The 12,840-nt window shown below is 45.7% G+C and carries 10 protein-coding genes and 1 pseudogene; 7 read left to right on the top strand and 4 right to left on the bottom strand.

All coding sequences use genetic code 11. From position 1 onward, the window contains the following. Positions 1 to 599: 599 nt before the first annotated feature. The 3 genes from aqpZ (at position 600) to SO_RS06060 (ending at position 2,311) form a co-directional block, all read left to right on the top strand. Positions 600 to 1,295, top strand: a complete 696-nt coding sequence (gene aqpZ, locus SO_RS06070) for an aquaporin Z (RefSeq protein ID WP_011071520.1) — start codon at positions 600 to 602, stop codon at positions 1,293 to 1,295. A 161-nt stretch (positions 1,296 to 1,456) separates the two neighbouring features. Then, positions 1,457 to 1,837, top strand: coding sequence for a DUF2750 domain-containing protein (locus tag SO_RS06065; protein WP_011071519.1), 381 nt, complete (start codon positions 1,457 to 1,459; stop codon positions 1,835 to 1,837). Positions 1,838 to 1,861: 24 nt separating this feature from the next. Then, on the top strand, positions 1,862 to 2,311 hold the full coding sequence (locus SO_RS06060; protein ID WP_164925841.1) for a hypothetical protein: 450 nt from the start codon (positions 1,862 to 1,864) through the stop codon (positions 2,309 to 2,311). 89 nt (positions 2,312 to 2,400) lie between these two features. On the opposite strand, the gene erpA is transcribed toward SO_RS06060, so the two are convergent. Beyond that, positions 2,401 to 2,751 (bottom strand): iron-sulfur cluster insertion protein ErpA, encoded by a 351-nt coding sequence (gene erpA, locus SO_RS06055; protein ID WP_011071517.1) that lies wholly within the window; start codon positions 2,749 to 2,751, stop codon positions 2,401 to 2,403. Further along, on the bottom strand, positions 2,744 to 3,550 hold the full coding sequence (locus SO_RS06050) for a DUF6776 family protein (protein ID WP_011071516.1): 807 nt from the start codon (positions 3,548 to 3,550) through the stop codon (positions 2,744 to 2,746). Before SO_RS06050 ends, erpA begins: the two co-directional genes overlap by 8 nt. Positions 3,551 to 3,624: 74 nt before the next feature. On the opposite strand from SO_RS06050, the gene SO_RS06045 reads away from it, so the two are divergent. The 4 genes and pseudogenes from SO_RS06045 to nhaD all read left to right on the top strand — a co-directional run bounded on the left by SO_RS06045 (position 3,625) and on the right by nhaD (position 9,936). After that, positions 3,625 to 5,349 carry a chloride channel protein gene (locus SO_RS06045; RefSeq protein WP_011071515.1) on the top strand — a complete coding sequence of 575 codons (1,725 nt, stop codon included), beginning with the start codon at positions 3,625 to 3,627 and terminating at the stop codon, positions 5,347 to 5,349. 218 nt (positions 5,350 to 5,567) lie between these two features. Beyond that, positions 5,568 to 6,587, top strand: a complete 1,020-nt coding sequence (locus tag SO_RS06040) for an aspartate carbamoyltransferase (RefSeq protein ID WP_011071514.1) — start codon at positions 5,568 to 5,570, stop codon at positions 6,585 to 6,587. 26 nt (positions 6,588 to 6,613) lie between these two features. Next, positions 6,614 to 7,906: a glutamate-1-semialdehyde 2,1-aminomutase gene (gene hemL / locus SO_RS06035; protein WP_011071513.1), complete on the top strand. Its 1,293-nt coding sequence runs from the start codon at positions 6,614 to 6,616 to the stop codon at positions 7,904 to 7,906. A gap of 749 nt (positions 7,907 to 8,655) precedes the next feature. Continuing rightward, positions 8,656 to 9,936 (top strand): annotated as a pseudogene (nhaD, locus tag SO_RS06030) (sodium:proton antiporter NhaD). Positions 9,937 to 9,990: 54 nt separating this feature from the next. Here nhaD and SO_RS06025 read toward each other — a convergent pair. Together SO_RS06025 and SO_RS06020 are read right to left on the bottom strand one after the other, a co-directional pair. After that, a complete protein-coding gene (locus SO_RS06025; RefSeq protein WP_011071511.1) occupies positions 9,991 to 11,097 on the bottom strand; it encodes a general secretion pathway protein GspB in 1,107 nt (368 codons plus the stop codon). Further along, entirely contained in the window at positions 11,097 to 12,761 is a 1,665-nt protein-coding gene (locus SO_RS06020; protein ID WP_011071510.1) for an ExeA family protein, read from the bottom strand. Before SO_RS06020 ends, SO_RS06025 begins: the two co-directional genes overlap by 1 nt. Positions 12,762 to 12,840: the final 79 nt, after the last annotated feature.

The following is a 12,840-nucleotide window of genomic DNA, read 5'->3' as shown; positions in this document are numbered from 1 at the left end:
GCCAGCGATTTTCATCATCTAGTTTTTTGGAACAACCATGGGTTAGCAACACAAAAACACATGATTAACATTTAAGTAACCTTGCTCTTTTACTTTGCCTAGTGAAGAGCAGCAACGAAATACCCCTCGTTTATTTCCCCATTTTATATCTATTAAATATCTATTCTTTTATTTTCAAATAATTAAAAAATAAAAAAGACAATAAATCGATTATGAAATGCTTAGAAACTGATAGTGTCTAACTCAACGCCCTCCCACCACGAAACCCCAAACGACTGAGAGGATTAGCTGATGCCTCCCGCCAAAATCGAAGCAAATTGGCCCTATAGAGCCTTATCAAAAATGCACAATATAAAAAGCCATCTATGCTTGATCACAGTTGTATCGACTAAACGGGTGAAAGTGAATGTTAACAAAGCGATAAATGCACAACTCGCTGATTGTTAGGCGCAACTTAGCCTAACAATCTGGGCATGCAAAACGTCAATTAAGGGAAAGGTTATTTATCTAGCTAAAATTAACCAGCAAGATAAACAAAGGGTTATGTCATGGCATAAAAAACCACACAGACATAAATCAACTAAATAGGAAACTAATCAATGAATATGTCACAAAAAATGGCGGCCGAATTTTTGGGTACACTCTGGCTCGTACTTGGTGGCTGTGGCAGTGCTGTACTCGCTGCGGCGTTTCCAGAAGTGGGGATTGGCTTACTGGGCGTTTCACTTGCCTTTGGTTTAACGGTTCTCACGATGGCCTTTGCGATTGGCCATATCTCAGGTTGCCATCTCAACCCCGCAGTCTCTTTTGGGCTCTGGGCTGGCGGGCGTTTTCCGACATCTGAATTACTGCCCTATATTATTGCCCAGGTAGCAGGCGGCATTGCTGGCGCTGGCGTGCTGTACTTAATCGCTTCAGGACAAGAAGGCTTTAGTTTAGCAGCGGGTTTTGCTTCCAATGGTTTTGGGGAGCATTCTCCCGGCGGCTACAGCATGATATCGGTCATGATCTGCGAAATCGTAATGACCTTATTTTTTCTACTCGTCATTTTAGGCTCAACCGATGAACGAGCCCCCAAAGGGTTTGCACCCATTGCGATTGGTCTTTGTTTAACCCTAATTCATCTGATCAGTATTCCCATATCAAACACCTCTGTAAATCCAGCCCGAAGCACAGGTCCAGCGCTCTTTGTTGGCGATTGGGCGGTCTCACAATTATGGCTATTTTGGGCCGCTCCGATCATTGGCGCCATTTTAGCAGGTGTTATTTACCGTTATTTCAACGCAGCCAAGTAATCCCTCGATACCAACCCAACAGCGCCCAGGCTGCGCTGTTGTGCTTTTTCAAACCTCACTCTAATGTTACCATCTTGCCAACTGGTGAGTTTGCTGTGCCCTTGGTTTTACTTTAGGGACACAACACATTTCGCCCTATCCACGTAGAAGAGATATTTTTCATGAGTAAGACTGTTAAAACCTTCGCAGAAGCAGCAGGAATGACCCCAGAAGCGCGTTACGACTACCTTGTTGAACAAATCAAGCAACATAAAGTGCTATGGACGCTTCAAGATCAAGATGGTTGCGTCATGCTAACCACTGAAGATGAAGACTGCATCCCAATGTGGCCAACCGAAGAAGCTGCTGAATCTTGGGCAGTCGATGATTGGAGCGAATGCCAAACTCTAGCGATTCCATACGATGAATGGCACGAAAGATGGGTGCCTGGCATGGAAGATGATGATCTGTTTGTCGCCGTATTCCCTGTGCAAGATGATTTAGGTGTGGTTATTCCACCCTATGAGTTAGATCAACGTCTGCTCACCAAGCAAAGTCATTAATTTATAAGGCGAACAAGAATGTCGATGAGCGAGCAGGAATCCTCTTTGGCAACGCCAGTCACGACTCCGTTGACTCAAGCCCGTTTACCTAAACGCTTAATCGCATTGCTGTTACTCTATGTTGCAGCCTCGGTGAGCGGCTTAATCGCCAAACAAGGAGTATTGTTTTGCCTGTTGACCCTATTGATGGTGTTAGCAATTGTCGGTCGTCAAAAGGCGGGGCTAATTATGCTAAGGGGTTACACGTTAGTGCAGTTAGCATTGGTGAGTATGCTACCTGTGATCCTATACGATCCTGATAATCTGGTGGCAGGGCCAACCACAGTATACCTTGGTCAATGGCAGGGCAAATTCCCAGACTACGTGATTTTGATAGTGTTGATCATTTTGTCTTTATTGCAGGTTTGGATCGCATTTGATAAGAAAGTCAAAGCTTGGTTTAAGCCTAAATTAAATCTCAACATTATGAATTAACACCAAATACCCATGCTATTTAGGTGAACATAACCAACAAAAAAGCCGTCTTCTCGACGGCTTTTTTATATGCTATATCAGCGAATTACTTATACTGAGAAGCTGGCACCACAACCACAGGTGGTTGTCGCATTGGGATTTTTCACAAAGAAACGCGAACCTTCGAGGCCAGAAGTGTAATCCACTTCACCGCCAACTAAATATTGTAAGCTCATGGGATCGACGACCAATTGGACGCCTTGTTTCTCAACGGTGAAGTCGCCTTCGTTGACCTTTTCATCAAAGGTAAAGCCGTACTGAAATCCAGAACAACCACCGCCAGTTACATACACGCGTAGCTTAAGTGCAGGATTTTGCTCTTCTTCCAACAAGCCTTTTACCTTAGCGGCTGCCGCATCGGTAAATTTAATTGGCATTGTTGCGTCAGCTTGATCAGTCATTACTACCTCTTACATCAGTTTTCTGGGGCAAATTATCCGTTACCTGACTATTTTGTTCAAGTATTACCCGCGGTTCTTTTTCACCCTGTATTAACTCAGGGACACTATAGACATGTTCTGTCTGTGAATTTTTGGTCCAACGGCTCGAAGGCACCACCACTTTGACTTTTACCTGCACAACATTAAAGCCTGCAGGCACAGTGACTTTGGTATCTATTACCTGAAAATAGCGAAAATCAAATTCGAGCTTAGAACCCGTGAGTTTGTTCACACTTAACTCAACGGATTTGCCGTCTTGCACACCAATCAAGGTCATTTCGGTACGACCTTGAACGGCCTGTTTGCGCTTTTGCAACTGAGTTAAAATCAATTTGAAATTGTACTCATCTGCCAAGGCGCCCAGCGTCATCTCGAGTCCATGGATGGCGATCCCTTCGGCATTGTCGTCCGGCGACATGATGCTGCGATAAAACGCTAATTCATTCTCAAGTTCCTTTTGTTTTTTCATTTGCTGAGAAAACATATCCTGCATTTGCGCATTGGCTTCGCGCTCGACTGATAGCTCTAAATTGCGGGTCGCAAGCAACTGAGTTTGTTCCTCAAGTTCAGTAGTGACACGTTGCAATTTACCACCGCCAATATGCTTTACGACCGGCTCGTCACTGTTGAGCACAATAAAGCTCACCCAAGCGCCCAACAGAAATGCCACTAAGACCAACGACAATAAATACTTGGTCGATGGACGATACTTTAAATCCATGACTTGCAGCCGATTTAGCCAACGATGATAATTTGGCATTAGGTAACAGCCCCTTATATAAAATACAATCAACTCAAGAACGAGTTCGATACAATACAACTCAGGCCAACGCAGTGCAATTAACGATAAATAAAGCCGCGATTCAAGACGCCATCACCACAGCGAAAAAGTACTTAACTAACGAGCTGCGTGATCATTTATCCCAAGCCAAGATCAGTGCGCAACTTTGCTTACTGGCCTTGCTATTTGCCATCTTCGCCTCCTGCGTGATCCTGTTGTTTCGACTCTTACTCCTGTGGGCAAATCATTACACCCAAATCGAGACGCTGGATTTTACGGGTAACATCGCCGACTGGCGAGCACTGTTGCCACTTTTCGGCGCCTTATTGATCTGGTTTGTGGCCAAACTCGGCTCAAAACGTTACAACCGCATGGGGATTGCCTATGTATTACATAGGGTTAAATTGCATTACGGCAAAATCCCCTTGCAATCTGCTGCAGGGCAATTTTTTCAAGCACTGTTTGCCTTAGGGACTAATTTCTCGGTGGGCCGTGAGGGCCCCGCCATTCACCTTGGCGCAGTGAGCGCCAGCGTATTAGCCGAAAAATTTAACCTTCCTGATAATAGTGTGCGGATTATGTGTGCCAGCGGTATTGCCGCGGGGATTGCCGCCACTTTTAATGCGCCACTAGCTGCAGTGATTTTTGTGATAGAGGTGATAGTGCGCGAGTACAAGGTGCATTACTTCTTTCCGATTATGCTTTCGGCGATTTGTGGCGCCGTTTCCAGTCAACTGGTGTTTGGCAATGTGCATGAATTTGACCGTATTCAAGTAATCCATATTCCATTGGATCATTATCCGATTTTGGCCATAGGGGGCATTGTTCTGGGCTGCGCCGCCGCCTTTTTTAATTACGCCCTCATTAAAGTCACCGCCACAGGACAAAACTGGCCACTGATTTATCGGCTCTTGCTGGCAGGCAGTATCACCACCCTGATTGGCTTAATCTTGCCACAAGCCCTCGGTACTGGCGATTTAGCGATTAGCGAAGCCATTAGTGAGCACCCCAGTTTATTACTGCTAATTGCCCTGCTCGTTGCCAAAATTGTCGCGACTATTGCCGCGATAGGTTTAGGGATACCAGGGGGATTGATTGGCCCGCTCTATGGCATAGGCGCCTTAATTGGTGCCATCTTAGCCTTAGTCAGCGCGATATTATTCCCTTCGATTGCGCCTTACGTTGGCCTCTATACAGTGATCGGCATGACCGCCATGATGGGCGTTTGCCTTAGTGCGCCGCTCGCGGCATTAGTTGCGCTCTTAGAAATGACTAACGATGCCAGTATTATTCTACCAGCGATGTTTGTGACTATTCCCGCCTTCTTGATTGCCTATCAAGGCTTTAAAACCAATTCCATTTTTTTTAAGCAATTAGAAATTATGGGCTTAGGCTATAAAGTGGCGCCCGTGAATTTGGCACTGCAGAAAAAAGGCGTGCGAGCCTTGATGGATAAACGCTTCGTTATCGTCAATAACAACGATGAACTGCTGCTCGAAGTGTTAAAACGCGCCGAAGGTCGGCCTGTTTTAGTCCGTAACGCCGATGGTGTGATTGAAATGCTCAGCCTTGAGATGCAGTCCTTTGATGACAACGTCACCCTCTCGCGCCATCCCATGCAGGGACTCAGTGATACCAAAACCTTAGATGAGGTCTACTCAATACTGTCCCCCAAACGCAGCGGTGAAGTCTTTATCTATCAAGACACAGCTGACAACGTGGTGGGGGTGATTAGTTGGTCGAATCTACAGCAAGAAATTCGCTCCGGCCAAGTCTAAGCGATCAAGCTAAGCACAGGACCAAGCAGTCAACCAAGAGTGGATTAGATTCACAAAATCCTGTTATTTCACTGCAAAAATCCACCACAGGGGTAAGGGCGCTATTTCGCTGTCCTAGTGCATCTGTTACAATCGCGCCTCAGCCACCCTACATAACATCAGGGCTACGAGCGCAATATCTGCACTTTAACGCCCCCTAGCAATTGGAAAACAGGCTGATGAACCAGTTCGAAGGATCCCATATCCTCTCCGTAAACCAGTTAGATCTTGATTCAATCCAAACTATTTTTAATGTCGCCCACCGCATGATGCCCTATGCTCTTCGAGAGAAGCGCACAAAAGTGCTCGAAGGCGCCATTTTAGGTAACCTGTTTTTCGAGCCAAGTACCCGTACCCGCGTCAGTTTTGGCTGTGCCTTTAACTTACTCGGCGGCCATGTGCGTGAAACCACAGGCATGGCCTCTTCGTCCTTATCTAAGGGTGAATCCCTGTACGATACAGCCCGCGTACTCTCGACCTATTCCGATGTGATTGCGATGCGCCACCCTGATTCTTACTCTGTCAAAGAGTTTGCTGAAGGTAGCCGAGTCCCCGTGATCAACGGCGGTGATGGTTCGAACGAGCACCCAACCCAAGCATTGCTCGATTTGTTTACTATTCAAAAAGAGTTAGGTCATGCGAGTCGAGGCATCGATGGCATGCATATCGCCATGGTTGGCGATTTAAAATTTGGCCGTACCGTGCATTCATTGTCACGCCTGCTATGCATGTATAAGAACATCAGCTTCACACTGATTTCGCCAACTGAATTAGCTATGCCTGATTATGTGATCTCTGACATTGAAAATGCTGGCCATAGCATCAAAATAACAGACCAGCTTGAAGGCCACTTAGATAAAGCCGATATTCTTTATCTGACCCGCATTCAAGAAGAGCGCTTCCCATCCCAGGAAGAAGCAAACAAATACCGCGGTAAATTCCGTTTGAATCGCAGTATTTATACCCAACATTGCAAATCTAACACTGTGATCATGCACCCGCTGCCACGGGATTCGCGTGCGCAAGCTAATGAATTAGATAATGATTTGAACAGCCATCCTAATCTCGCTATTTTCAGACAGGCGGACAATGGACTGCTAATTCGTATGGCACTGTTTGCATTGACACTCGGGGTTGACTCGCAACTCGAAAAATATGAGTGTCCAGTTAATTGGTATTCACGTAAAGCCGATCGCTAATTGGCTTCAAACTTTAAGGACTTAACATGACCCGTTCCGAAGCGCTATTTGAACAGGCTAAAAAAACCATCCCCGGCGGTGTTAACTCTCCGGTTCGTGCTTTTAATGGTGTAGGTGGTTCCCCCCTGTTTATTGAAAAAGCCGATGGCGCTTATATCTACGATGCCGATGGCAAAGCCTATATCGACTATGTCGGTTCTTGGGGCCCGATGATCCTCGGCCACAATCATCCGAAGATCCGTGAAGCAGTGCTGGCTGCAGTACACAATGGCCTGTCTTTTGGCGCGCCAACTGAGCTTGAAGTGCAAATGGCCGAAAAAGTGATTGCGATGGTGCCCTCGATTGAGCAAGTCCGTATGGTCAGCTCTGGTACTGAAGCGACCATGAGTGCGATTCGCTTAGCGCGCGGTTTTACTAATCGTGACAAGATCTTAAAGTTTGAAGGTTGCTACCATGGCCACGCTGACTGCCTATTAGTTAAGGCGGGGTCTGGTGCATTAACCTTAGGCCAACCCAGCTCACCCGGCATCCCTGAAGATTTCGCAAAGCACACCTTAACTGCCGTGTATAACGATCTGGATTCTGTTCGTAGCCTATTCGAGCAATATCCAACTGAGATTTCTTGCATCATCATCGAGCCCGTTGCTGGCAACATGAACTGCATCCCACCTATTCCAGGCTTCCTCGAAGGTCTGCGTAGCCTGTGTGATGAGTTTGGTGCGCTGCTGATTATCGACGAAGTGATGACAGGGTTCCGAGTTTCAAAAAGCGGTGCTCAAGGTCACTATGGCGTTACGCCAGACTTAACCACTCTCGGTAAAGTCATCGGTGGCGGTATGCCAGTAGGTGCATTTGGTGGTCGTAAAGATGTGATGCAGTTTATCGCACCAACAGGTCCTGTATACCAAGCAGGTACGCTTTCAGGTAACCCAATTGCGATGTCAGCGGGTCTAGCGCAAATGGAAGCATTGTGTGAAGAAGGACTGTACGAAGCCCTAAGCGCTAAAACCAAGCGCATCGCCGAAGGCTTTAAAGCGGCGGCGGATAAGCACGGCATCCCAATGGCAATCAACTATGTTGGCGGTATGTTCGGCTTCTTTTTTACCGAGCAAGAGCACATCACACGCTTCGACCAAGTGACTAAGTGCAATATTGAGCACTTCCGTACTTTCTACCATGGCATGTTAGATGAAGGCGTTTACTTAGCACCAAGTGCCTATGAAGCAGGCTTCCTGTCGATGGCCCATGGTGAAGAAGAGCTGCGCCTCACACTTGAAGCTGCCGACCGTGTCTTAGCTCGCATGAAAGCGGCAAACTAAGTATTTACAGCATTAAAATCAAGGGACGCATTCGCGTCCCTTTTTATTTAGTTGCCGATTTGACGCGTTTCGCGCGTTCAATAACGATCGGATTGTTTCAAACCTAACCTGAACTTAAATAAAATTGGCGCTACTAAGCGCCTATAAGGTTAAGGGGATATGCTAAACAACTGCGCTCGAATTGTTCAATATACCCCAAGCGATCAACTGTTTACCACAGTATATCAACCAAACTAATGAGCCTAAAAGTAAGAGGGGCCGGAGCACAAAAGTCATTTTGCGTTATCCTCAAAATGCAACATCCAGTGTCTAAACAATCTAAGAGATGCAAAATACTGTTTACTATACACTCGATCTATATTTCGACTTCGCCAAGTAGGTGACATGAGAAGCATATTCTGTATTGATAACGGTAATTACTCTAGCGTTCTATTTGAGCCATTGATTTTTTTGCAGTATTTTCTCGATAAGGGAAAATTAATTGTAGGAACGATAAAATCACTGATTAGACTTTAATCGTAGATTTTACTTTACAGCCGCCCTTCAACCAGGTCGAAACAACATAAAAATTCAAATAAAAACACTGTGTTACACTGAAAACTCAATCCACTTTGAGATCGGCGTCGCAAAGCGACAGAAAAACTGAGTTACAGCTAACAGTTGCGTTATTCCTCCATTATGTTCTGGTCCGCTTGCGGTAACACTGCAAGTTTAATTTTGCCTTGATAACGCCACTCAATAGCTCGCCTTTGGGCCTGCCACAACATTAAAACGGCAGTTGGAATTGCAGTTATGTTATAAACCTTTCTGATCATACTGGCGGTGCTCGCATTGCTCAGTATTATTTTCGAAGAAGTTACCCACCTTTGATAAAGCAAAAACCACCTTATTCTTTAGCTGTATTTCATGGGTAGCGCTGTTTATGGCTGCTGGTGATCCTAGCCATGAAAAATTAGTTGCCCATCAACTCAATGAAAACTTGCTTGAAATTGCTATGCTATGGTTGTTTTTGATGTCGACCATGATCTTTGTGGCTTATCTTAACGCTAAAGGAATGACTCAAATCATGGTGCAGAAGCTCTTTCCACAGCAGGTTTCTGTGCGAATTTTAATGCTCCAAGTCGGCCTGTTTTCACTCGTACTCTCAGCATTTTGTGATAACGTCACCGCTACACTGGTTTCTTTAGGCTTGCTAACTACCTTCAAACTCGGTAAACAAATGCGCCGCAGAATGGCAGTATTGATTATTTTCGCGGTGAACTCAGGTGGGGTGGCATTAATCACGGGGGATGTAACCACCCTGATGATCTTCTTAGCTGGCCACGAACATATCTCTGAACTATTGATGTTATTTATCCCCTCAGCAGTGAGCGTAATTTTATTGGCAACACTTTTTTCGCTAAAAGCTGAAGGCATCGTCTCAACAACCCCAATTAAACATAGTTATCAAACGGTTGAACTATTGATTGCCCTCGTGTTCTTCTTCACGATTTTAATAACCTTGTGACTGAACATTTTGTTCGGTATTCCACCCGTACTGACCTTCTTAACGGGTCTATCCATTATGTTCTTGATCGGCCACACCACCCGCAGTGATAAAGAAGAAATCAAGATCCTTGAATACATCCGTCAGGTAGAATACGACACACTGTTGTTCTTCTTAGGAATTTTACTACTTGTTGGCATGTCGGCACCTTAAATATGCTAACCATTGCCTATGCCCAATTTAATCGAAATACTTCAAACTTTGTCACTGGTTTAGGTTCAGCCCTTATCGATAACGTGCCGCTGACTGCAGCCCTGTTAAAAGCAGAGCCGTACTCTGCACCCCAGAATGGTTAGGCTTAATCTATAGCGTGGGTGTAGGTGGTTCATTATTAGTGATTGGTTCGGCCGCAGGTATCGTGGCCATGAGCAAAGTAAAAGAGCTAATCTTCGTAAGCTACCTAAAATATACGCCAGCCCTATTTCTGTGCTACTGCATAGGCTACGGCTTAACCTTACTCCTCGCTTATAACTTCTTCGCTTAATCTACTGTGATAAGAAAGGCGCCTTTTAGCGCCTTTTCTCGTTAACAGGTCTAGCTAAATCGCCGGAACCCTAAATTGCGTTCCTTGAATGTCTAAAACGATATCCCGCGGGCGAATAGCAATAATCTTCAATTTGCCAACGATCATATCGCCTTCCTGTAACTCTGCGCCATCAACGTTTAGCCAACGCTGGCTCGCATCGGTTGAATAAACGTGGGCAACAATATTAAATTCAGGCACTTGTAACTGTAATCCCGCCGGCAGTTGCCCGTATTTGGGAATATCGTCGTTTTCGGTTTTAGGGATAGGATCAAGTTTAGGTTCGGTTACCGGTGTTTTAGCCGCATTAACATATTCCACATCTTTCAGCGCATCTTGGAAAGTCGCAACCAATTCATCATCTTTACGACTCTGCGTCGTATCCAACCCCACATCAACTGCTGCAGCATTAACTTGCTGACGTAACGCCTCAAGTGTCGCTAAGCCTTGACCATTCGCACTAGCACCCAACATGATTGGCTCTGGTTCGGCGACCTCTTGTGGTTCAACCATATTTTCCATTGATGATTGTCGACGAACAGTCTCATCCAACGCCGCCGAGGTGGCGAGATAATCATCGTAACTAGGATCAGTAGTAGCAGGATTCGCTGACAGCGTCTGAGCCGAACTCATGTTTGAGTTAACATAGCCTTGCATGCTTAACGGCTGCTCATTTAATACCTGCTCCCTGGGTAAAGCGACTTTTCCTGCTAATCGAAATCCAGCAGTTCCTCTTGCACCTTGAGGCAATGTATCTGGTGAAACCTCTGGCTCAGAAGTCGCACTTACAGATAGTTCTCTGTTAATTTGTGTCTGGGTAACTACAGCATCGGAGCCTGTCTTTGAAGCGTGTTCAGCTATCACAGCCCCCTGATAGGTATTACTCTTATGAGCATCATTGGCCTTCAAAACAGCCATTGAACTTGACTGTTGCCAATTCGCAACTCCCCATGCGCCCCCTACACCGAGAGCAATCGCGACAGCGAGCAACGACAATTTAGCAACAGGAAACGCAGCCTTTCGGGGCGTAGGATAACTCGGCCTTGGCGTTAATACCGCATCGGGTAACGCTGAAGATTGCTGCTGTTTATTACGGGTTACCGCGTCGAGTAAAATGGACATTAACTCTGCGCTCCATTATCGGTTAGGCGCGGCCCTTGATCACTTAAGTACAAATTCAGTCTCACTAAAGTTTGATTACCTGCAATACCGTCAGCCTTCAAACCATGTTGGCTTTGGAAGGCTTTAAGATCATTCTCCAACTTAAGATCAAATTGGCTGACTCGGCGTGAAGGTCGTTTAGCCACATGCGCTAGAGCATTCTCCAACCACTGTAGTTGTCCAGGGCTCGATTTCTGGCTAATTTCCATCATAGGCAGATTGGGCGCTTGCCACAGTATTTCAAACGTGCCACTAAAATGTTGATTAAACCAAGTCCTTTCCACCCACAATTGTTGCTCGCCTAACTGCATTAGCAATTGCTCACCGTCGACCGCAATCACAGCGCCATAAAAATCTTGTTGATTATCATCAACTAAATATACAACCGCAGGATAATTTAGCCGCGTGAGCGACATCCAATTGCCTTGCTGCTGGTAACATGACAGTCCCTGCTCAAATGCTGACTGACAGGCGGTTAAGCCTTTAAAGGGGACTTTACCCCACACATTAAAGAGACCAGCAAAGGCTGTATCAATTTGTCGACTCTGCTTTATAGCCTCCTGCAACACGCGCAAGTTCGGATCCGGTGCCGCAGGTGTTTGAGCCAGAGTGATCGCTGGCGCAGTATTCGTTAATGCCGTTTGGCTTTGCTGGACGGCATTTTCAGCAATAACGGTTTGCTTAGGTTGAGTCACGTTCTCGTTCGCCACAGTGGCAACGACAGCATGATCCGTAAACAACCAGTAAGACACACCGAAAGTGAGAACAAGGGCGGCTGCAATCGCACTCGGCCACAGGAACTTATTCTGCGAAGGTTTTTCCTCTCCTAATACTTCAGCCGCCGCTTGCCTCACCATATGATGATCAATAGGTACTTTAGATTGAGCATACCCCGCCATCAGGGCTCGCTCGCACAACAAGTTGATTAGACGAGGGATACCACCACTGTATTTATGCAACACCTTAATGGCTTTTCGGGTAAATAATGGTTCAAAACGACCAGCAACCTGCAAACGGTGCAATACGTAAAGGGTTATTTCGTCTTCATTTAAGGGTAATAAATGATAACGAGCAGTGATCCGCTGGGCTAACTGGCGGAGTTCTTGCCGTTTAAGTAACAGTTGCAGTTCAGGTTGACCAATCAAAATAACTTGCAGCAGTTTTTTAGTATCGGTCTCAAGATTAGTCAGCAACCTTAATTGCTCTAATACTTCAGCGCGAAGATGCTGCGCCTCATCGATAATAAGTACGGTTTTGCGGCCCTTCTCATGATTGGCCAGTAAAAAACGGCTCAGATGATCAGTCAATTGCTTGAGTGTTGGATTTTCGCCATAGCTAATCTTCAACTCATCACACAATGTGGCGAGTAACTCCAACTCAGTCAGCGAAGGATTTAAAATAAATGCGGTATCGGTATTATCGGGCAATTGCCCAAGCAAACAACGAGATACTGTTGTCTTCCCTGTACCTACCTCCCCCGTTAATAACACAAAGCCACCAGTTTCTCCTAGTCCATAGGTTAAATGGGCTAAGGCTTCTCTGTGTCTGTCACTCAAGAATAAATAATGAGGATTGGGTGCAATCGAAAAAGGGTTATCACTGAGTCCATAAAAGGCCTTGTACATACCACCAATCATCCTAAGCTAAAAATAACGCACCACGTTAAAACGTCCTAAGGATATTGTCAAAGCATCAGCAACATGG

It is taken from the genome of Shewanella oneidensis MR-1 (assembly GCF_000146165.2).
Taxonomy (GTDB): Bacteria; Pseudomonadota; Gammaproteobacteria; order Enterobacterales; family Shewanellaceae; genus Shewanella; species Shewanella oneidensis.
Note: the sequence above shows the minus strand (reverse complement) of the source record. Positions and strands in the feature narration are given on the sequence as shown.